General features: G+C 58.0%; 16 protein-coding genes and 1 pseudogene. 9 read left to right on the forward strand and 8 right to left on the reverse strand.

The annotated features are described in order from the left end of the window. Positions 1-110 precede the first annotated feature (110 nt). Together B060_RS0118865 and B060_RS25225 are read right to left on the reverse strand one after the other, a co-directional pair. Positions 111-434, reverse strand: coding sequence for a TrbI/VirB10 family protein (locus tag B060_RS0118865; RefSeq protein ID WP_018083366.1), 324 nt, complete (start codon positions 432-434; stop codon positions 111-113). 53 nt (positions 435-487) lie between these two features. Continuing rightward, positions 488-862 (reverse strand): IS30 family transposase, encoded by a 375-nt coding sequence (locus B060_RS25225; RefSeq protein ID WP_269078017.1) that lies wholly within the window; start codon positions 860-862, stop codon positions 488-490. 217 nt (positions 863-1,079) lie between these two features. On the opposite strand from B060_RS25225, the gene B060_RS0118875 reads away from it, so the two are divergent. Beyond that, positions 1,080-2,489 (forward strand): Fic family protein, encoded by a 1,410-nt coding sequence (locus B060_RS0118875; RefSeq protein ID WP_211210481.1) that lies wholly within the window; start codon positions 1,080-1,082, stop codon positions 2,487-2,489. 152 nt (positions 2,490-2,641) lie between these two features. On the opposite strand, the pseudogene B060_RS27370 reads toward B060_RS0118875, so the two are convergent. The 3 genes and pseudogenes from B060_RS27370 to B060_RS0118885 all read right to left on the reverse strand — a co-directional run. Further along, positions 2,642-2,758: pseudogene (locus tag B060_RS27370) on the reverse strand (IS6 family transposase); the annotation flags it as partial. 112 nt (positions 2,759-2,870) lie between these two features. Beyond that, positions 2,871-3,251 (reverse strand): molybdopterin-binding domain-containing protein, encoded by a 381-nt coding sequence (locus B060_RS26280; RefSeq protein ID WP_018083369.1) that lies wholly within the window; start codon positions 3,249-3,251, stop codon positions 2,871-2,873. A 396-nt stretch (positions 3,252-3,647) separates the two neighbouring features. Next, entirely contained in the window at positions 3,648-4,424 is a 777-nt protein-coding gene (locus B060_RS0118885) for a cyclic nucleotide-binding domain-containing protein (protein WP_018083370.1), read from the reverse strand. Positions 4,425-4,866: 442 nt separating this feature from the next. Here B060_RS0118885 and B060_RS0118890 point away from each other — a divergent pair, with 442 nt between their 5' ends. From B060_RS0118890 to B060_RS0118900, 3 genes are all read left to right on the forward strand, one after another. Then, positions 4,867-5,301, forward strand: a complete 435-nt coding sequence (locus B060_RS0118890) for a hypothetical protein (protein WP_018083371.1) — start codon at positions 4,867-4,869, stop codon at positions 5,299-5,301. Between the two features lie 5 nt (positions 5,302-5,306). Then, positions 5,307-5,840, forward strand: coding sequence for a response regulator (locus tag B060_RS0118895; RefSeq protein WP_018083372.1), 534 nt, complete (start codon positions 5,307-5,309; stop codon positions 5,838-5,840). A 259-nt stretch (positions 5,841-6,099) separates the two neighbouring features. Continuing rightward, positions 6,100-7,578 (forward strand): hypothetical protein, encoded by a 1,479-nt coding sequence (locus tag B060_RS0118900; protein WP_018083373.1) that lies wholly within the window; start codon positions 6,100-6,102, stop codon positions 7,576-7,578. 95 nt (positions 7,579-7,673) lie between these two features. On the opposite strand, the gene B060_RS0118905 is transcribed toward B060_RS0118900, so the two are convergent. After that, the gene (locus B060_RS0118905) at positions 7,674-8,636 is read right to left on the reverse strand and encodes an alpha/beta hydrolase (protein WP_051081116.1); all 963 of its coding nucleotides are present in this window, start codon (positions 8,634-8,636) and stop codon (positions 7,674-7,676) included. A 783-nt stretch (positions 8,637-9,419) separates the two neighbouring features. Here B060_RS0118905 and B060_RS0118915 point away from each other — a divergent pair. From B060_RS0118915 to B060_RS0118935, 5 genes are all read left to right on the forward strand, one after another. Further along, positions 9,420-10,985 (forward strand): alpha-N-arabinofuranosidase, encoded by a 1,566-nt coding sequence (locus B060_RS0118915; protein ID WP_018083376.1) that lies wholly within the window; start codon positions 9,420-9,422, stop codon positions 10,983-10,985. Between the two features lie 50 nt (positions 10,986-11,035). Continuing rightward, positions 11,036-12,976: a sialate O-acetylesterase gene (locus B060_RS0118920; RefSeq protein WP_201768120.1), complete on the forward strand. Its 1,941-nt coding sequence runs from the start codon at positions 11,036-11,038 to the stop codon at positions 12,974-12,976. A 14-nt stretch (positions 12,977-12,990) separates the two neighbouring features. Next, positions 12,991-15,417: a glycoside hydrolase family 95 protein gene (locus tag B060_RS25235; protein ID WP_018083378.1), complete on the forward strand. Its 2,427-nt coding sequence runs from the start codon at positions 12,991-12,993 to the stop codon at positions 15,415-15,417. Between the two features lie 29 nt (positions 15,418-15,446). Continuing rightward, positions 15,447-17,555 (forward strand): glycoside hydrolase family 43 protein, encoded by a 2,109-nt coding sequence (locus tag B060_RS0118930; RefSeq protein ID WP_155847861.1) that lies wholly within the window; start codon positions 15,447-15,449, stop codon positions 17,553-17,555. A gap of 114 nt (positions 17,556-17,669) precedes the next feature. Beyond that, positions 17,670-18,473, forward strand: coding sequence for a FadR/GntR family transcriptional regulator (locus B060_RS0118935; RefSeq protein ID WP_026172978.1), 804 nt, complete (start codon positions 17,670-17,672; stop codon positions 18,471-18,473). 6 nt (positions 18,474-18,479) lie between these two features. On the opposite strand, the gene B060_RS0118940 is transcribed toward B060_RS0118935, so the two are convergent. Then, positions 18,480-19,268 carry an IclR family transcriptional regulator gene (locus B060_RS0118940; RefSeq protein ID WP_018083381.1) on the reverse strand — a complete coding sequence of 263 codons (789 nt, stop codon included), beginning with the start codon at positions 19,266-19,268 and terminating at the stop codon, positions 18,480-18,482. Positions 19,269-19,814: 546 nt separating this feature from the next. Next, positions 19,815-20,861, reverse strand: a complete 1,047-nt coding sequence (locus B060_RS0118945) for a Ca2+-dependent phosphoinositide-specific phospholipase C (RefSeq protein WP_018083382.1) — start codon at positions 20,859-20,861, stop codon at positions 19,815-19,817. Between the last annotated feature and the right edge of the window lie 62 nt (positions 20,862-20,923).

Below are 20,923 nucleotides of genomic sequence, written 5' to 3' on the forward strand. Positions count from 1 at the left end.
GGATGCTCGGCACCAAGCGTGACAGAACAGAGGTTCGGTGATGTGAAGGGCCGGGAAGTTTTAACGGGCTTGTCGTCGACCAGTTGTCCTAATTTCAACTTTACCATGGCTTATTCACGATAGGGTTCGAGAATGAGATCGCGGGCTAGGACCACCCGGATGGGGAGGCCATTGCGCAGGGGAATTGACGGCTGCGCGCTCAGTTGTCGCTCGACCAGAGCTTGACCAACGCGGGCAAGGCTGTCAGTCGCGCCAGAGCGGAGAACTCGGACCAGATCACTGCCGCGAGACGCGTTGCCACCGCTGAGAGCGTAGATACCGAGGATGGTTGAGACCGCTGCGGCCTGGGCTACACGCGCCCAATGGAAGTTGGTCCTATCCTGCAAGGCGGCAAGGCCTTGCGGATCAGCCCACGCTCCGTGTCCAGAAGCCATGAAGCACCGTCCGGAGGTATCATCCGTTCCCAGACTTGGTTGATGTTACCAGTTTACTGAAGTTGTCTCAAGTGCTTCTCGAACGCCTCTTTGGGTGTTTGAAAGCCGAGGCACTTACGTGGCGTAGCATTCATCGCGTTTTCTACGGCCATGATGTCAGCGCCTGAGAGTTCGCCCAGATTTGCTTCGAGTAGCAGGTAGCGCCGTACACGGCCATTGCTGTTTTCGACAGGTCCTTTCTGCCAGGGTGAGCTGACATCACAGAAGTAGCTCTTCATGCCGGACGTCTTGTAAAGCATTCGCCAGGCCATAAATTCGGTCCCGCGGTCGAACGTCATGATTTGGCGCCCATGCGGGGGGCATTCACTATAAGTCCGGCGTTTTTCCAATCTTGTCGGCAAGCTATTTAGTTGGAGATCGTTATTCACAAAATTAATCTATGGTGATAGTTTCTCGCAGCGGGTGAATGAAATGCGCAATGCAGTCTAGATCCGGTGAAAGGAATTCACGAGGGTAAAGATGGGTGAGTGGTGTTCACAGCCGGTGATGGAATTCCGCGGGCGACCTTTGCCGGAAGCTGGCATACCTGTGGGGTATGCAGCTATCATCGAACGGTACGCGCTCTTAATCCCAAACCCACCCGTCATGGCCGCAGTAGCCGAACGGCACCATCCCCGGTCTTCAGAGGACTGGCATTTGGTTACGCCGCGCCATGCTCCGGAGCCAAATCTTGCCGCCCAACTGAATTTCGCCTTTCGCTACGAGGGGATCGACCTTCAGGTCTTGGTCAAGTTGTTCGCAGTCGTTCCGGCCGCAGACTTCGAAAGCATTATAAAGGCGAAACCAACGGGTGGCTTTTCGCGCCGACTATGGTTCCTGTACGAATGGCTAACCAGCCAGACACTGGACATTGAAGATCCAGGAAAGGTCCGTTTTATCCCGGCACTCGACCCGGAACAACAATTCGCCTTGGCAAAAGGTGACCTCTCGTCGCGCCACAAGGTCGTCAACAATCTGCCGGGCACGCCGCGGTTTTGCCCCCTTGTTCGCAGGTCATCTGTCCTTCAAAATTATGCAAGCCTCGACCTGCCGGTCCGAGCCGCGCAGGCCATGGGTAAGGTCAGGCCTGACATAATGGCCCGTGCCGCCGCGTTTCTTCTGTTGAACGATTCAAAGTCATCCTTTGCCATTGAAGGCGAACGGCCATCAGGCCCCCGTGCTGCGCGTTGGGGACAAGCGATCGCCCAGGCCGGTAGCCGCCCCCTGTCGGTAGGCGAATTCAATCGGCTGCAGCATATCGTCATTGGTGACGCACGTTTCGTCCGCCTTGGTTTACGGCATGAAGGCGGATTTGTCGGCACCCATGATCGCGAAACCAATATGCCCGTGCCAGACCATGTCAGCGCAAGCTCCGAAGATCTGGAAACGCTTATGGAGGGTGTGGTTGCCTTTTCCGCGCGCGCATTGGCTGGAGCGTTGGACCCTGTCGTCGCCGCAGCATCACTTGCCTTCGGCTTTGTGTATATCCACCCCTATGTCGACGGTAATGGACGACTGCACCGATGGCTAATCCACCACGCCCTGGCTCAGGCCAACTATAGCCCCCCCGGCTTGGTCTTTCCTGTGAGTGCCGCCATTCTCCGAAATCTCGATGACTATCGCCGCGTTTTGGAATCCTATTCGGCGCCCTTATTGCCATTTATCGAGTGGCGGAAAACCGATAGTGGCAATGTGGAGGTCTTGAACGATACAGTGGATTATTATCGTTTCTTCGATGCTACCGCGCATACGGCGTTTGTCTACGGTTGCGTCTTGAAGACCGTGGAAGAGGATTTGCCGGAAGAAGTCTGGTTCTTGCAGGCCTTTGACCGGTTCAACACGGTGTTGCAGGACATTGTTGATATGCCGATGGCCCAGGTCGAACTGCTGGAAAAATTTCTAGCACAAAATGAAGGCCACCTCGCAAAGCGACGGCGAGAGAATGAGTTCAAAGCACTGACCGACGAGGAAATCGCCCGTATCGAGGCCATCTACTCGGATGCCTTTGCACGATAAGGTACATGCCGACCGTAACGGCCTCGTGGCCGGTCGACAACGATACCGAGGACATCGCGCGACACGACGTTGCGCCTGCGCCCCATATTACAGGACCAAAATGAAGCAGTCATCCACTTATCAGCCTGTCCAAAGTCCTGGGGCCGGCTCTCACCGCGCTCGGCCAGCATGGTTTCAAGATCACGATAGCTGATGCCATATTTGCAATACCAGCGTACCGCCCACAGAATGATCTCGCCTCTGTGGTGACGTCCCTTGAAATCGTTCATTCAACTCAACCTTAATTGTCAAGCCGATGGATTTGGGGACGAACCAAAAGTTTGCAACAGGGCCAAGCTGGCTCCCCGAGAGGGAACCTCCTGGCTGGTCAGAGCAAATGGATTACATCAAGGCCGGCAAAGCGCGCATGGCTTTGACATGAATGGCCCCGATGAAACCAGCGGAATCGTCCGTCAGAATGAGGCTATAGGTAAGTCCGCTGTCCGGATCATCGGAGAATGGAATCGTCGACGACGTCTCACCATCGGTAAAAATGGATGGGTCAATCACCAAAATGACATCCATTCGCGTGTCGTCTATCCAGTTTCGAATCTGCGCAATCAGGGCCGCCCGATCGTCACTTAGGGTCTTTTGGGCGAGAACCCGATGCCCCTGTTTTACGACCCGATCGGTCAAACGTTCCGCGCGCCGTTCGATATCAAGATCGCCGCCGTCGGAAATACACAGGATCGCCAGGTTCAGCGTGCGGGAAGTCTCGGTCACAAAGACATCACCTCATGGCACGTCGCACCTGAAGCTGCGATGGTGTGGCGAATGATGATGGTCTCAGGCGGCATAAAGAGTCTCCCTTAGGCAGATAACAGTACGCGCAGCGTGTGACTTGCGCCTTGGTTGACATCAAGCACAATCTTCAAACCTGTGGGGTGAGTGATTGACTTTTATCAGGTCAGGGATCGGCAAGTGTGGTTTGTTCAGCGTGCAAACATCAGGCGAGCCGATAGCATGTATCAATGCGCCTTGCCGGGAATGACGTAGTGTAAAGACTGTTCCGGGTTCGGGTCCACGACATCCCTCATCCCTGTCGAGGCCCGGTGCGACCCAACTGCGCGTATTTGAGTTGGGACACGAAGGCGGCAGATACTCTGCCGCCTTACTCGCCTAGTCGTGAATGATTTTACCCGCGCGGGAATTGGGCGGCCACAGTTCGCGTTCCGCCTTGCCACTCAAATGATCGAGCGGCGGCATGTGATTGTCGATGAGAGGCGAGGGTTTGGCCATGCGTTTCAACGCGGTCATCATGGTCAGTCTGATCTCGTTGCCGTGTATCTCCACACCATAATCCGCCAGACCGGCGAAGGACCTCGACAGATTTTCGGGCGTCATACCCAACAAAGAGGCTAAGATACGTTTTTCATGCGGCAAATGAAGAGTCGTGCCGCCGCCTTGCTGCACCTGAAGTGTCAGCAGATAATTGGCCAGCCGTTCGGCAGCGCTGCGCAGCTTCATGTTCTTGAGCTGACGTACCAAGGCGCGGTTCCAGCCGGCCATTTCTTCGGCGATACTGAGCGCAAGACGGCTGTCGTCGCGCATCGCCCTGCGGAACCCTTCAGCCGACAGCATCAGAATTTCCGACCGGTCGATCGTGCGCGCCGACATCAAAGCTGGCGCGTCAAGAACAACAGATGACAGGATGAACACCGAAAGCGGACGCACAACAGCCAGGGTCGTTTCCTTGTCGTGCCAGGCGCCTTGAATCTCTACGGCGCCTTCCAGAAGAATATAAAGGAAATCAACCGTATCGCCTTCATAGAGCAAGGTTGTGTTGGCGGGAAATTTTTGCATAAAAGCGCCCGACGTCAGGTCGGAAAAGCGATTGGCATCCATGCCGCTAAACAGGCCGAGCTCACGAATACGCGCCAGATCGCTTTCTTTCATTATATTTTTCCCCGATGTGTCCGTTCGCGTGTTCGCGCAACAGATTTGCATACCGATGTTATTTACACCGAGTCGAACCAAACCGTAAGTTGCGATTGGCTACCGACTGCCTACGCTAACACTTGATAAATATCAATTCACGATCAGACAATTTCAAAGTTTGCAGGGGGTGTATGTATACGAAAAAAACAGTAATATATTTCAAGTGGTTAGTCTTAATAGGTTGAGTGCCTTTTTCGATAGGAAAAAGGCATGATTCGAGTTGTGACTAATTGACCGACGGATCGAGAATAAGGTCGAAGCACGTTTACGGCTGAACTCGGCATTATGATGCCTTAACACCATGACTGATAAGCACAAACATCTAGCGAGGGACTGCCCCGAGACGCGTTTTGAGGATCCCTTCGGCTGGTTTTCTGTCCAATGCGAAACAAAACGAACCATGGCGGATTGTCTCGATCGCCTGGCCAAGGCGCTTGACTATTTGCCGGATGATACCGCAAGGGTGGTGATCTGGCTGAAGACCGATATGGGCCTGGCGGTGGAAGACGAAAGCCATGATTTCTTCCCCATGCTCAGAATTCGTGCGCACAAAAATGATGATTTTGAAGGCGTGCTTCTAAAACTGGCAAATGGCCATAGCGCGCAGCAGCATCTTTCGAGGCTTATTTTGCCAAGGCTGGAAGCCTTAGCGCAGATCGGTCATCCCGCGACGATGGAGAGGGATCTGACGACGAGCATGAACGATTTGGCGATACGCTTGCGCCTGCATGCCTCCGCCCTGTCGGCCATTGTCATGCCTATAGCGCGGTTGCGCCTGAAGCCGAGCGATCTCAGCATGCTGACACGTTCGATGACCCAGCGGCGGTCTAAGTAGCAGCTATGCCGAGCCTTGCAAAAATCCGCTTCCTTATCGTCGATGACAATGGCCACATGGCCAATATTGTCAAAACGATCCTGAGGGGTTTTGGCGCCGTGCATATCCTGGAGGCGCATGACGCCATTGAAGCCTTTCACCGGCTGAAACATGATGCGGTCGATATCGTGATCGTCGACTATCAGTTGGAGGTGCTGAACGGAGTGGAGTTCATCAATCTCGTTCGTAACTCATCAGACAGCAACAATCGCTTCGTACCCATCATCATGCTGACGGCGCACTCGGAAAGGTCACACGTGGTTGACGCGCGAGACGCCGGTGTAACCGAATTCTGCTGCAAGCCTGTCACCGCTACCGAACTGTTCAGGAAGGTGGCTGCCGTTATTGACCACCCACGCCACTTCGTCAAAATTGCCGGCTATTTCGGGCCTGACAGACGCAGGCGCCAGGACCCTAAATATGAAGGGAAAGAGCGGCGCCAGGGATGGAGCGAACATACCCCCCCCGAAGTCGCGGTGGACCCTACACAGGCCGCCTAAACGGACGCAGACGGCCCCACGCGTGAGGGCAAGCTCGAACCTGGCGCGCCCCACGGTCTCACAAATACTCTAAAGTCAGCCGCCTTGTAGCTAACCTCCGCTCAAGGAAACCAGCCCATGCGCCATATCCTCATGCTGACATAGCGCAAAAAAGCGCGCACAGTGGGGGGGACGCGCAACGCCCGAGGGGTGGTGTACACTAAATTGTGTTTCGTGAATCTATGGCACTGCACAAAAATTAAGATTTCAGAAATGCCTCATGGCCTTGTCTATGGGTGAAAGCTGTTTGGAGTGTCTTGTGATGACGTGGTTAAATCCAGTTGTGCTCGTGTCTGCCGCGCTCGTCTCGATAGGGCTTCCAGCACCCGTGCTCGCCGTAACCGGCCCGACCATGTCCGCCAATCAGTTCAATCAGATGCTGATGGTGGATACACACCTGGGCTATACCGATGGCACCTATGGCCTGATAAAAGACGCAACAGGTCGCTACGTCAGGGCTGACGCCTACGTGAAGGCCGCAGCTGACTATGTCGGCATACATATTTTTCGAGACGGATTGACCGATGGAACGGCGGGCAGTTCGCCATTGTCCTATTATCAAACGGTTGCCAAATCCGGAATATCCTTCGTCCTTGTGGCTTCGGGAAATACCGAAGCCGCCCTTTCCAAGTCCCTCAGTCAGATCGATACACTAAACAGTACACCCGGTGCTGTCGGCAGCGTGTTAGCGATTGAGGGAGCCAATGAAATCAACAACGCACCGGTATGCTGGGGACCACCCCCTTGCATAGGCGGGCTGGCAGGCGGCGTTGCTCGGCAACTCACCCTACAAAAGCTGGTTCGGGCGAGCACGCGAACGCCTAAAGTGCCAAGGGTAGTGTACTTCACGGGGTGGGACGCCGTCCCCGGGTCCCCGGGGCCGGATCCCGCGTCAGGCTATGCCGACTACAACAATCAACATCCTTACCCCAACTTTGGCCAGCCCCCCTATTTCTGGCTCTCTCGCGACGTCGCGCTGAAGAATTCCACGAATAAAACAGCTCGGGCGATGTTTACCGAGGTGGGATATGCTTCAGGTCCCCTCTATGGGTCGAAATGCAATGGCGGCAAAGGCGGTGTCTGTTGGAACAACAACGGAACCTGGGGGACAAAACCTCAGGTCAGCGAAGAGGTGCAGGCAAAATTCACCCTGCTCATTCCGTTCGATGCGGCCCTGCTAAGAGTCGACAGGATCGCGTTCTATGAATTGCTGACGGGCTATAAGGATAAGGGCGTATCGGACAGCGGATTTGGTATGTTCCGCTACAGTGCCAATGGCACCTTGTTGCCGAAGCCGGTGGCAACGGCGCTTCGCAACCTGACAACCGTAACCGCCGACGCTGGCAAAGTGACGACCGTGACCCCCCTTCGGTACGAGGTCACCGGTTTGCCCACCCATGGATACTGTCCAAATGTCAGTGTCTCCAAATGCACGTTTAATCCGACGCTGGCGATGCAAAAATCAAACGGACAATACCTCATCGCCGTCTGGGCGGAGCAGGGTATCTGGAACCCCGATACGCATGTCGCAACTCAAGGCGTCACCTATGCAGCCACCGTCACCTTGCCGCAGCAATATTCTAAATTGGAAGTCATCGACCCCTATGTCAGCGCAACGCCGATAGCGACCTACACATATGCAGCCTCTTTAAAAGTCTCCGTTGTGGATCGTCCTATCCTCATTCGGGTGACCCCTTAGACATGAGACAGTCGCGCGTCGACAGCCTATCGCCTGACGCCGGCCGGTCATGCGTCCGCGTGATGGCAGAAACCTGTGCCATCACGCGCCACCCATCATGTTTTCGGCTTTAACCAACCGTGCATGTCCATCCAGCGCGCGAAGGCGTCAAACCAGCCCGTACTGGTGGTCTGCTTTTTGTACATACCAAAGCCATGGCCGCCTTGTTCGTAGAGGTGGAACTCCACCGGACGCTTGGCCGCACGCCAGCTATCGATCAGACCAAAGCCGTTATTGGCAAAGAGGGGATCATCGGCCGCCAGGGCGATGAAAAGCGGCGGTGCATCCGCCGGCACGGTGACGGACGTCAAGGGGCCATAGATGTCACCAATAAAGGCGGGCTTGGCATCCTGGCCATAGAGCGCGGTCGAAAGGGTCAGCATGGCACCGGCAGAGAAGCCGACCATCCCGATACGGTCGCTGTCGATATGCCATTCCTTGGCCCGCGAACGGACAAGGGCGAAGGCCGCACGGGCATCGGCAATCTGAGGCGCCAGAGCGACGGATGGGTCTTGCTGCGCGGGACGCGGACGCGCCGCCCCAGAGAACATTTCCGCCATTGAGCGCTCAAATCCCGCCATATCAGCCGGTGTCTGATTGAGGCGGTATTTCAGAACGAAGGCGGCAACGCCCTTATCGGCGAGCGCACGCGCCACATCCCAGCCTTCATTTTCCATGGAAAGTGTGCGGAAGCCGCCGCCAGGGGCCACAATGACGGCCGCGCCCGTTGCCTTGGCAGGGTCCGGGAGAAACGGGGTGAGGGTGGCGTCGGTAACGTTACGGGCAAAGACGCTGCCATATTGGCTGTGCCAGGCTTCAGGCGCCTTGGCATCCGGCAAGGTGCCCGTTGTCAAGGGGATGGCATTCGGCTGTGCCGGTATCTCAATGGGCGTCATCTTGCTATCTGCCGCCGCCACGGGCAAGGCGAGCGCACAGCTAAGGGCTATAAGGGCCGTCGCAAAAGCCGCGCCTGCGGTTCGGATCAAGGGCGTGTTGTTTCGACTGATTTCAAATCTCATGACATTTCCTCTTATTTTATTGTTTGTTATCGGCAGACGGCGAACCCAGGTTATCGATGATAACAGCTCTCACAGACTCCGCTTTTTTATCGGAATGGCCGGCAGCCATGATAACGCTACCATAAACTTAAGGGCGACGAAAGAAGTTGTCGGACGATTGCGCCTCGTTTCGCGCCACTATTTTTTGCACGTTAAACTTCTGAGTTATAAGGATCTGAATACAAAAAGGTTCCGTCGTTCGAGTGGCTTGATCAGGCTTTAAATTTCAAGAAAGTTACTTCCACGCGCAAAAGCGCTTCCAATTGTCTGACAGGTGCACTAGCATTTGCCTCAAGCTGACAGCCATATAGTCGGCGGGTAGGGAGCGTTTTAGGAGACATGGGCAAGACGGCGTGCGGGCTTTTCGATGTGAAAGGCCAAGGTGACGCGCCTCTTCTCCTTGTGTTTGGCTTAAGCGATGCGGCGTCGTGCGGCCATAGCCGTGCTTTTTGTCTGTGACCTTTTTCCTGCCTGATCCGATACGATGACACATGCCGATGAGGCCTATACGGGAGAGATTGGAACATGCCTTTTAGCTTGCGCGACCGTGCGTCCCCGTGGGTGCTTGTCATTACCCTAAGTCTGGACCCTGAGGCTGGGTGCCGCCTCTGACACGCGTCACGCAGCCCTTACCGCAAATGGCGGATAAAAAGGCTGAAACGCGCGCCATACCCCGATCAGACTTTGCAAACCTGTCTTCGATCACGCTGCGAAGATAAAAATCAATAAAAAAGAGGAACATCCATGCGTTACACCCTATCCTTCATCGCCGTACTGGCCGCCTTGGGCGCCATGCCGGCTTCCGCTCAGGACAAGAGCGCACCCGTTGACCTGACGCTTGACGTCAGCAAGCCCGGCGCGAAGATCGACCGCCAGATTTTCGGCCAGTTCGCCGAACATCTGGGCGAAGGCATTTATGGTGGCATCTGGGTTGGCAAGGACTCAACCATCCCCAATACGCGCGGTATTCGCAACGATGTGGTGGCGGCGCTGAAAGAACTGAAAGTACCAAACGTGCGCTGGCCGGGCGGCTGTTTCGCCGATGAATATCACTGGCGCCGCGGCGTCGGCAAGGACCGCATCGCCTCGATGAACGCCAACTGGGGCGGCGTGATCGAGCCCAACACGTTTGGCACAGATGAGTTTTTTGATTTCGCCCAGCAGATCGGCACCGAAGCCTATGTTTCGGTCAATGTCGGTTCCGGCACGCCAGCCGAAGCGGCGGAATGGCTGGAATATATGACCGCTGACAAGGCGAACGGCATCGGCGCCGAACGCGCGAAAAACGGACATGAAAAGCCCTACAAGGTGGCCTATCTCGGTCTTGGCAATGAGAGCTGGGATTGCGGCGGTGCCATGACGCCGGACTTCTATGTCGACCAGATGAAGCTGCACGCGCGCTTTGACCGCAACTACAATCCCGAGCAGACCATGAGCCGCATCGCGGTGGGGCCGAGCGGTGGCGACACCCCCTATACCGAAGCCGTGATGAAGGCCTGGAAAGACCATAGCTGGGCGTGGAATATCGAGGGCCTGTCGCTGCACTCCTACACCACAGGCGGCGGTTTCCCGGTATCGCAGAAGTCGGAAGGCTTCAGCGAGAAGGACTATGCCGTGGTGCTCAAGGACACCTTGGGCATGGAAGACCTGGTCACCAAGCACAGCGCCATCATGGACAAGTACGATCCGGAAAAGAAGATCGCACTGGTGGTGGATGAGTGGGGCGCCTGGTACGCCGCGACGCCCGGTACCAATCCGGGCTTCCTGATGCAGAAGAATACCCAGCGTGACGCCGTCTTGTCGGCACTCAACCTGAACATCTTCGCGCGTCACGCCGATCGCGTGCGCATGGCCAATATCGCCCAGATGATCAACGTCCTTCAGGCCATGATCCTGACCGACAAGGACAAGATGCTGCTGACCCCAACCTATCACGTCTTCCATATGTATGTGCCGTTCCAGGATGCGACCTTCATTCCGGTCGCTTACGATGCCGGCACTTATACGCACGATGGCATCACCCTGCCGCGCGTCGACGCCATTGCGGCGCGCGACAAGTCCGGCAAGGTCTGGGTGGCGATCACCAATATCGACCCCTCAAAGCCGGCCACCTTCAACCTGTCGGCGGCGGGCTTAAAGGCTAGCAAGGCCACGGGGCAGACCCTGTCAGCCCCCAAGTTCGACAGCGCCAATACCTATGACAAGCCGAACACCGTATCGCCAAAGCCGATTTCGGCCAAGGCGTCCGGCGGCCGCTTCGCCATCACCGTGGCCCCGGCTTCGGTCACGGTTGTGTCGCTTGAACCCTAACGAATGCTGGCGATAAGACCTTAGATAAAAACGACGGTTAGGGAAACGGCATGATGAAGAGAACAGGTTTGTGGTTGGTGGCGGGTGTCCTCGGTTTACCCTCGGCCGTGATGGCTGCCCCGCAGCTCGATCTGATCTATGGTGATCATGCCGTTATCCAGCGCGGCCGGCCGGTGTCGATCACCGGTACGACCGTTGCGGGCGAGACCGTGACCGTCACGTTCGGGACGAACAGCGAAACCGCTGTTGCCGACGCGAAGGGACGCTTCCTCGCCCGCTTCGCAGCCGTCACTACGCCGGGGCCGATCACGCTTTCGCTCGACAGCCCGTCCGGTCAGACGGTCGCGCATGATGTTCAGATGGGGGATGTCTTCCTATGTTCCGGCCAGTCCAATATGGAAATGCCGGTCAAGGGGGCGCAGGATGCCTTTGGCGCGTTCTTTTCATCGGCTGATCCGGATCTGCGCCTGATGACGGTCGAGAAGCGCGTGGCCTATACCCCTGATGAGGCCTTCTCGAAACCGCAGGCCTGGCAGGTGGCGGCCCCGCAGATCGTGCAGGATTTTTCCGCCAACTGCTATTACATGGTCAAGGATCTGCGCAAGAGCGAAGGCGTGCCCATCGGCGCCATCAACAGCAGTTGGGGTGGCACGCAGATTAGTCCGTGGATGGGGGACAAGGCGCTTACGGCTGTGGGCCTGGGCGCACGCGCCGACCTGCTCAAACTCTATAGCCGTGATCCGGCTGCGGCCGCCCTGGTGGCCAATGGCATCTGGGAGACCTGGTGGCGCAAAAATACCGGCGATGCGGCCGGTCAGGAACCCTGGCAACCGCAATCGGTTCAGACCTGGAAGCCGGTGCCGGCCATCTCCGTCTGGCAAAAGTGGGGTGATCCGGCGCTGGCCAGCTATGTCGGCATGGTCTGGTTCCGACGCGAAATCGAGGTCAGTGCTGCGGATGCCGGCAAGGCGGCCGTGCTGAACCTGGGCGGTCTGGATGATCTCGGCATGGCCTGGATCAACGGCACCTCTTTGGGTAATACGGCAGATACAGGGCCGATGAAGGCCTTCACGGTGCCAAAAGGGCTGCTCAAGCCCGGCAAGAATGTCATCATCGTCAACATCAACAACACCTATGCCGACGGCGGCATGCGCGGGCCGGCCGACGCCATGAGGCTGGCGATGGCTGACGGTTCGACCCAGGCTCTGGCCGACGGCTGGCTCTATAGCGTCGCTGCGAAAACGCCGAAAAATCCGCCGCATACGCCCTGGGAAGACATGGGGGGCGCGGGCACGGCCTATAATGGCATGATTGCGCCGCTGGGTGCCTATGGCCTGAAAGGCGTGGCGTGGTATCAGGGCGAATCCGATACGGATTTCCCCGGCTATGAAAGCCGTCTGAGCGCCATGGCCACCGACTGGCGTCGCCAGTTTGTGCAGTCCGACCTGCCCTTTGTGATCGTTCAGCTTTCTGGCTACGGCACGCCGGCGATAAAGCCCGGCCAAAGCGGCTGGGCCAATGTGCGCGATGCCGAGCGCCGCATGGCGGAAAAGGATGGCCACGCGGCGTTTGTCTCGACGATCGATCTGGGTGATCCGCTCGATATCCACCCGGGCGAAAAGCATGAGGTGGGCCGGCGGATGGCGCGTGCCATGCGGGCCGTAGCTTACAGCGCGAGCCTGCCGCCGTCCGGGCCACGGCTGGCGGCCGCCAGGGTGAGCGGCCCTGACATCGCCCTTCGCTTTACCGATGTGACCGGTGCCCTGCATACGCGCAGCAGCACCCTGGCGATCGGGTTTGAACTGTGCGGTGATGCGCCCGAGACTTGCCGCTACACGTCGGGTGTGGTGGATGGGATGGCTGTCCGTTTGCACGGAGACGGCAAGCCGGTGACGCGAGTCAGATATGCCTGGGCCGACTATCCGGTCGTCAATCTCTTCGACGAAGCACAACTGCCGGTCAGCACGTTTGAAATTCCGGTGACACAATGAAAAGAGGAAAGCCAATGAACGACGTCAATCTGTCACGGCGCGATGTGCTGACGGCCACGGCGGCCCTGGCCCTGGCGTCCTCCGCCGCCACGGCCAAGACACCGGCGAAAAGCGGTCGGAACAATACCCTGTGGTACAAACAGCCGGCGCGCTTCTGGGAAGAAGCCTTGCCGCTGGGCAATGGCCGGGTTGGCGCGATGGTCTTTGGCAGGGTGGCGCAGGAGCGTATCCAGCTCAATGAAGATACGCTCTGGTCTGGTGGTCCTTACAGGGCGGATAGTCCTGAAGCCTATGGCGCTCTGCCAGAGGTGCGAAAACTGATCGCCGACGGCAAGTATAAAGAGGCCACGGATCTCGCCAGCCAGAAGATCATGGGGCGGCCGCTGTCTCAGATGGCCTACGGCTCGCTGGGTGATCTTTTACTGACCTTTGAGGGCGCGACCAAGCCTTGGACGTACGAACGCCAACTTGATCTGGCGACGGCCATTGCCACCACGACACTTTCCGATGGGAAGGCTCATGACTCTGTGCGCGAGACCTTTGTGTCCGCGCCGGATCAGGTGGTGGTGATGCGGCTGGAAGCACGCAAGGGTGTGATCGGTTTTGACCTGAGCTGGCGCGGACCGCGCTCGGTCAAAATTCCCGGTGCGGTCTATGCCGGCCACGACGCAAAACTGATGCCGCCCGCGACAACCGACTGGTTGATGACGGAGGCGGCTGAGCCCTTGCCTGAGGGGGCTGTCATGTCATCTGACGGGGTGGGCGCGATCCTCTGCACAGGCCGCAATGAAAAGAGCGAAACGATACCGGCGGCCCTGACCTATGCGTTCCGTGTCAAGATCCTTTCGGACGGACAGGTGACGTTTGACGACGGGAAATTGCGGGTGCGCGGTGCGAAGACCGTAACCCTGCTGATTGCGGCGGCGACCAGTTTTGTGACCTATGCCGATGTCAGCGGCGACCCCGTTGCAAAGGTACGCAAGCAAACCGAAGCGGCGGCTTCAAAGTCCTATGCGGCGTTGAAACGGGCGCATCTGGCCGACTATCAGCCACTGTTCCAGACGGTGTCGCTCGATCTGGGACCTGAGCCGGCAGGCGAGCCGACCGACCACCGGGTCCAGGTGGCCGCCACGAAGGATGATCCGGCGCTGCAAGCCCTTTATTTCCAATATGCACGCTACCTGATGATCTCGTCTTCGCGGCCGGGTACACAAGCGGCCAACCTGCAAGGCCTATGGAACGAGTCGACCACCCCGCCGTGGGGCAGCAAATACACCATCAATATCAATACCGAGATGAATTACTGGCCGGCGGATCCGGCAGGGCTCGGGGGCTGCGTCGAGCCGCTCATCCGGCTTGTGGAAGACTTGGCGGTGACCGGCGCGCAGACCGCCAGGACGATGTACAACGCCCGTGGCTGGATGGCGCACCACAATACCGATATCTGGCGGGCCACGGCGCCGATCGACGGGCCGATGTGGGGCCTGTGGCCGTGCGGCGGCGCCTGGCTGTGCAACAGCCTGTGGGACCATTACGATTATAGCCGTGACCCGGCCTTGCCAGCGCGGTTCTATCCCCTGATGAAGGGGGCATCGCTGTTCTTCCTCGATACCCTGATCGAGGACCCGAAGGGTCGCGGCCTGGTGACATCGCCTTCGGTATCGCCTGAAAATCAGCACCCGTTTGGCTCATCTTTGTGCGCAGGCCCCGCCATGGATCGCCAGATCATCCGCGACCTGTTCGCCCATACGATCGCAATGGGCCAGTTGACAGGGGAAGAGGCGGGTTTCCTGGCTCAGTTGAAACAGGTCCATGACCGGCTGGCGCCCGATCAGATTGGCAAGGCCGGTCAGTTGCAGGAATGGCTGGAGGACTGGGATACGGCCGCGCCGGAGCAGCAGCATCGCCATGTGTCCCACCTTTACGGCGTCTACCCGAGCGACCAGATGAATGTCCGCGATACGCCGGAGCTGATCCGGGCGGCCCAACAAACCCTGAAGGTGCGTGGGGATATGGCGACCGGTTGGGGGACGGCGTGGCGTCTGTGCCTGTGGGCGCGGATGGGTGAGGGGGATCATGCCTATCGGATCCTCAAGGATCTGGTTGGTCCAGAGCGCACCTATCCCAACCTGTTCGACGCCCACCCACCATTCCAGATCGATGGCAATTTTGGTGGCGCGGCCGGTATCATGGAGATGCTGCTGCAATCGTGGGGGGGAGATATCCGGTTGCTTCCGGCCTTGCCATCCGCCTGGCCGACAGGCGCGGTCAAGGGTCTTAAGGCACGCGGTGCGATCACGGTCGATCTGGCGTGGCGTCATGGGGCGTTGACCCGCTGTGACCTTAAAGGACCGCCGGGTAGCACCGTTCGCGTCATCTATCGCGATGGGCCAAAGACCCTCACCCTTGGGGCGGACGGCACGGCTCGGTTTACGGCCTAAGGCAAGTCTCGTCGGCAACAGAAAGAGATATGATGCAACACTCAGCGACACGGAAATACACAGTCAAACGCGGCGGCTTGCAGGCCGGTGCAACGCTTTTGGCATGGGGTATGATGTTCGCCCTATCCGCCACCTATGCTGCGGCGCAGACGGCGAAATCCGCGCTCTCCACCCAAACCTGGACCGCCGATAACGGCGATGGCAGCTACACCAATCCGATCTTCTATGATGAGTTTTCCGACCCCGACGTCATCAAGGTCGGGGACTGGTTCTATTTGACCGGCACAACCATGCACGCCATGCCTGGCTTGCCAGTCCTGCGCTCGAAGGATCTGGTCAACTGGGAGTTCCTCTCCTACGCGGTCGATAAACTCGATCTTGGGCCGGAATATCGGCTTGAAGGCGGCACGATTTACGGCCGCGGCATATGGGCGCCGAGCTTGCGCTATCACAACGGCACCTTCTACATCTTCTCAAACGTCAATGGCCGCATGACGCAGATCTTCACAGCGACCGACCCTCGCGGCCCCTGGACGCATCGCGAGATGAAGCGCTCGCTTCACGACCTGTCAGTTTTGTTCGACGATGATGGCAAGGTTTACGCGGTGTGGGATTATCAGGACATGCATATCGCGCAGCTTAACCCGGATCTGACCGATATCGTGCCGGGCACGGAAAAGGTTCTGTTCGCCAAGGACGCCGGCATGGGCGAGGGCGCCCATTTTTACAAGCTTGACGGCAAGTACTATATTCTGAGCGCCAACTATGCGGGCCAGATGCGTATGTCGGCTGCGCGCGCCGACTCCGTCTTCGGACCCTACGAGGTCAATCGCTCGATCAGCCAGGGCGAGGACTTCGGACTGGTGCGTGGCTATCGCCTGAATGGCAAGCCGCCTCCCTTCGTTTTGTCGCCGCCAGACCCTTCGGTACGTGAGAGCCTGTCGCTCCATCAGGGCGGTATCGTTCAGACGGATCAGGGCGAATGGTGGGGCATGTCGATGCTGGACGCCAATTCGATCGGTCGTCTCGTCAACCTGTCGCCGATCACCTGGAAAGACGGCTGGCCCTATTTCGGCCTGCCCGGCAATCTGGGCCGCACACCCAGAAGCTGGCAAAAGCCGAAGACAGCCATGCCGCAGCCGGTTGCCGTGCCGTTTGAACGCAGCGATAGCTTTGACGCCACGACCCTGAAACCCCTCTGGCAGTGGAACCACGTGCCTGTGGACGGCCAGTGGTCCCTGACCGAGCGGCCGGGGGCTTTGCGTCTGCACGCCCTGCCGGCGAAATCCTTCTGGGAGGCGCCAAACAGCCTGACCCAACGGGCGGTCGGGCCGGAATCACAGCCGACCGTCACGCTTGATGCCGCCAATCTTAAAGACGGCGACGTGGCAGGGCTGGCCTTGCTGAACTACCCCTATGCCTGGATCGGTCTCGAAAAATCCGCCGAAGGTCTGGCCTTGAGCTTTTACGATCAAACGAAAGACAAACACGTTCGCGTCAAGGCGCCGGCCTCGTATATCTATCTCCGGGCCGACTGCGATTTCATGACCGAGACGGCGCGCTTCAGCTATTCGGTCGATGGCAAAACCTATGTGCCGCTTGGTGATCCGTTCATCATGGCCTTCCAGTTGACGACCTTCCAGGGCGTTCGCTATGCACTCTTCAATTACAACGGCACGGACAAGCCGGGCGGTTATGCCGATTTCGACGCATTCAACCTCTATCAGGCCCACCCGCATGGGACGATGACGCCGGTGCCCTATGCGAAAAAGATTGCCCTGACCTCGCTGAAAAGCGGCAAGGGATTTTCGGTCGTTGGTGGGCAACTGAAGGTGGGTGCACCTGGTGGCTTTGATGTCATCAATAGGCAGACGGGACGTGTGGCCCTGCGCGCCGGCGATCAGTTTGTCAGTGTCGATAAGGCGGGGCGCGTGACCCTAAAAAACGGCGCGCCCGGCACGAATGAAACCTTCCAGTGGATCGAGACCCTGACGGGCGAGCTGACCCTGATGTCGCTGGCCAGCGACCGCTTCCTGCGTATCGATCCTACGACCCTCAGCCTTACCGCCGATAGCCCCGGCCCCTTGCCGGATGGCAGCGATGGCGTCCGGTTTTCGTGGCGCGCAGACGGTAGGTGAGGTCCTGCCGCGTCCATTTTCTTTTCGCCTTTGATCCAATGACATGCGTGAACCAGATGTGATATTTGATACTCAACGAGGCGCGACAATCCTGCCGCCCCTGCTCCATGGGTCATGATGATGACATCTAAAGCCGTTCCGCCTTCCGAAGCCGCAAGCTCATCGAAGCGAAGCGAGGGCCCCCCCCTGAGGACGCCTCCGGAACCGGGTTCTTTCATACGGCCTCTGCATCTGCTGCTGGCGGATCGTCTGGGTGCCGACATTCTGTGCGGTGTCTACAAACCTGGCAGCACCCTGCCCACCGAAATGGCGTCCTCGTCCTCCCTGGATATTTCCAGATCGGCGTACCGGGAAACGATCAGAACCCTGGCGGCCAAAGGGCTGGTTCAGAGCCGCACAAAGCGGGGCACGTGCGTCAATGATCCCTCCAAATGGAACGTGCTCGATCCTGACGTTCTGCGCTGGATGTTCGATCGCGACCCCAATCCACAGTTTACACGCGACCTTTTTGAACTGCGTCTGATCACTGAGCCTGCGGCGGCCGAGTTTGCCGCCTCGAGAGCGTCGGCAGCCGAGATAGCCGAAATGAAGCTGGCGCTTGACGTTATGAAAGACAAAACGCTCATGACAGAAGAGGGGCGAACCGCCGATCTTGAGTTTCACAGGATCTTGTTGACGGCGGCCAGGAACACGGCCCTGGCGAGCCTAAGCAGTTCGATTGGTGCGGCGATCAGTTGGAGCACTTCGTACAAGGCGCGGCACAACGCGCTCGATAGAGATTCGATGCCGGATCATGAGCGCATTTACGAAGCGATCGCTGCGCGTAATCCCTCAGAAGCGCGTTGGGCCATGGAATCGCTCATCCGATTGGCGCAAGGTGACTTGCAAAGGATCGACTCTCAGTCTGTGGTGCCCTGAACAGGTTTACCGTGCGCCGCTCAACTCTTCGGAAATTCTTGCCGCTATCTCCTGAAGGCAAAGACGGGCCTCCTTGCTATCCACGGTCTGTGTGCCGTCAACAAGTTGCAAGAAGGGTATCGTAAGGGCGGCCAATGCGTGGCCCTGACCGTCAAATATTGGATAACTCAAATCGGTAACGCCCAGCGTGCGGGTACTCTTCATCATCTCATAGCCCCGGGCGCGAACACGTTGCAGACTGGCGCTCATGGGGCCGCTTTGCGCGGCGAGAGCGAAATCGGCATCCAGATCGACCGCGTTGAAGGCCAGAAGGACATGGCCTGAGCAACTGCCCTCAAGCGTGACTTCGGCGCCAATGCGAACGGCGAAGACGGTCGGCCCTGGTGTTTGCTGTCGAAAGACGACCAGACCGCTTTTGCCGTTACCAATGACAAGGTGGCAGGACTGTTCCACACGTTGAACCAGCTCGCGCATCAGCGGCGCCGCGGCCTGAATGAGCTCCTCGGCCGGCGTGGCCTTAAAGGCGAGGTTGAGGACTTTCGTGGCGACCCGTAACCGGTCGCCAGCCGTCCGCCTCAACCAGCCGCGTCTTTCCATAACCATGATAACCCGGAAGATCTCGCTCATGGAAAGACCAAGCCCGCTGGCAATTTCGGAAATGGTCAGCCCCTGAGGGTGCTCCGCCAGAAGCTCAATGACATTGAAGCCCTTTTCAAGAGCCGGGGCCGAATAGGTGTGCGCCTTAGCGGGGACGTCAGCGGCGGCCTCTGGCGTGTTTTTTGTCTTCGTGATCATCGCGATGTCATACCTTTAAAAGGCAAGCCGATCAACTCTCAAGCCCTGATCGAACAAAGGGGCTTGCCGCCAGGGGCTCATCGCTGCGGTCCCTGCGGAAAGTTTTACCCATGCGCCATTTTTATATCCAAACATCGTCTCCATTGATGGTTTCTGTTTAACTTGAGGAATAGCCTGACCAAGGATAATTATGTGCGCGGTCCTCGAAAGGATGACGGCCTTAAGGTTTCGGATGTGGAAATGGATTTTATATTTGATTTATCCGCGTGATTCCACTACCATGGACCTATAGCTCAGATCTGCTCCATTGGCTGCGGCTGGGGTGCGTTATGGCTGGCTACCGGACGGCACTTATCTCCCTGATCAGAGTTTGTCCTTCCTCCACACTTGCCCTTGCTCCGCAGCGCAAGGGTTTTTTTCCTCCTAAAAGACTTTGGTCATGACGACTGTTTTTGCCGTGCCGATGGCTGGTGCGATGCCACTGCGGTCATCGGCCCAGGCCGCCTCATGCCCCTTGGTTCAGGTCCGCTTAGGATCGAAATGGGTTTAGCGAAACAAGGGATTGGCCTGTTTGAACCCATCCTTCATACGCACGACGAATTTAAACCCATAAGGATCAGGTGCGCCGTCATAGTAGTCGGTGCTGATGACTTGCGCACCGGCTTCGACGGCGGTCTCGAAGCGCTTTAAGTCGCGGGTGCGGGCTTCGGTCGTATTGGCGTCGGCGCGCGATCTGACGAAGAAGCCTTGCTTGACCAGTTGCGTGATGTGGGCGGCTTCCGGGCGCGGATCCTGGATATTGAAGACCGCAGCTTCGGCTTCGTTTTCTCCATAAAGACCAAACATGACGCGGCCTTCGAGGGAGGGATGGCCCTTACGATAAAGATCGGCGATGCGCGGATTTGAATCGAGCACCAGCATGACCTTGCCTTTGGCATCCGCTGCCAGCGGCCAATGGCCAGCCATCACGCCGTCGCGCAAGCTCTTGTAGCTGCCGCGAATGACGTCAGGCGTTATCAGGTGAAGGGCACCCAGAATATCGCGGGCATCGGCATCGATTTCGGCCAGATCCGCCTCGGTGTAAAATTCCGGTGTGGTGACGCGTGGATCCTTGACGGGCTCTTCTTTGGTGTTGATGAACAGGATGATCGCATCGTGATCCGGATGCGCCCGCGACCAATCGGCGATGACGGTCAGACAGGCGCGCAAGGTCAGGCACTGGCTGCGGTAATCGAGCACGGGGATATGCAGCACCTTCAGGCCGGGCGCCGCCATGGTGGCGTAGTTGGGATCTGTTCTGGCATAGGGGGCGACATAAAGACCGCCGGCCTTATCGGCATAGGGATCGAATTCGATCTGGCGAATGCCGAGATTAAGCTGGGTGAGGATGTCCGGGTGGCCGTATTCCAGCCCCTGTCCGGCATGATTGGGCAGGCTGTCCATATTGGCCTGTACCGTGGCGTTGGGCACCGGGCGGTAGGAGTTATGCGATCCCAGGATCTGGATCTGGTTGAGCTTGAGACCCTCTGCCGCAAAGGTGGGGGCGGTCATCAAGAGCGAAAGCGTGATCAGGGCGCATAGGGAACGAAGCATGGAAGGCCTCACGGGAAAAGATGAAAAAGTGGCCCCAGCCGCCCGCAGGATAGAACGGGCAG

Source organism: Asticcacaulis benevestitus DSM 16100 = ATCC BAA-896 (assembly GCF_000376105.1).
GTDB classification, from domain to species: Bacteria; Pseudomonadota; Alphaproteobacteria; order Caulobacterales; family Caulobacteraceae; genus Asticcacaulis; species Asticcacaulis benevestitus.

Excerpts from the sequence above, each read along its gene's own strand:
- B060_RS0118865 (WP_018083366.1), bottom strand. The coding sequence starts at position 434 with ATGGCTTCTGGACACGGAGCGTGGGCTGATCCGCAAGGCCTTGCCGCC.
- B060_RS0118875 (WP_211210481.1), top strand. The coding sequence starts at position 1,080 with ATGGCCGCAGTAGCCGAACGGCACCATCCCCGGTCTTCAGAGGACTGG.
- B060_RS0118885 (WP_018083370.1), bottom strand. The coding sequence starts at position 4,424 with ATGAAAGAAAGCGATCTGGCGCGTATTCGTGAGCTCGGCCTGTTTAGC.
- B060_RS0118890 (WP_018083371.1), top strand. The coding sequence starts at position 4,867 with ATGGCGGATTGTCTCGATCGCCTGGCCAAGGCGCTTGACTATTTGCCG.
- B060_RS0118895 (WP_018083372.1), top strand. The coding sequence starts at position 5,307 with ATGCCGAGCCTTGCAAAAATCCGCTTCCTTATCGTCGATGACAATGGC.
- B060_RS0118900 (WP_018083373.1), top strand. The coding sequence starts at position 6,100 with ATGGCCTTGTCTATGGGTGAAAGCTGTTTGGAGTGTCTTGTGATGACG.
- B060_RS0118905 (WP_051081116.1), bottom strand. The coding sequence starts at position 8,636 with ATGAGATTTGAAATCAGTCGAAACAACACGCCCTTGATCCGAACCGCA.
- B060_RS0118915 (WP_018083376.1), top strand. The coding sequence starts at position 9,420 with ATGCGTTACACCCTATCCTTCATCGCCGTACTGGCCGCCTTGGGCGCC.
- B060_RS0118920 (WP_201768120.1), top strand. The coding sequence starts at position 11,036 with ATGATGAAGAGAACAGGTTTGTGGTTGGTGGCGGGTGTCCTCGGTTTA.
- B060_RS25235 (WP_018083378.1), top strand. The coding sequence starts at position 12,991 with ATGAACGACGTCAATCTGTCACGGCGCGATGTGCTGACGGCCACGGCG.
- B060_RS0118930 (WP_155847861.1), top strand. The coding sequence starts at position 15,447 with ATGATGCAACACTCAGCGACACGGAAATACACAGTCAAACGCGGCGGC.
- B060_RS0118935 (WP_026172978.1), top strand. The coding sequence starts at position 17,670 with ATGATGATGACATCTAAAGCCGTTCCGCCTTCCGAAGCCGCAAGCTCA.
- B060_RS0118940 (WP_018083381.1), bottom strand. The coding sequence starts at position 19,268 with ATGATCACGAAGACAAAAAACACGCCAGAGGCCGCCGCTGACGTCCCC.
- B060_RS0118945 (WP_018083382.1), bottom strand. The coding sequence starts at position 20,861 with ATGCTTCGTTCCCTATGCGCCCTGATCACGCTTTCGCTCTTGATGACC.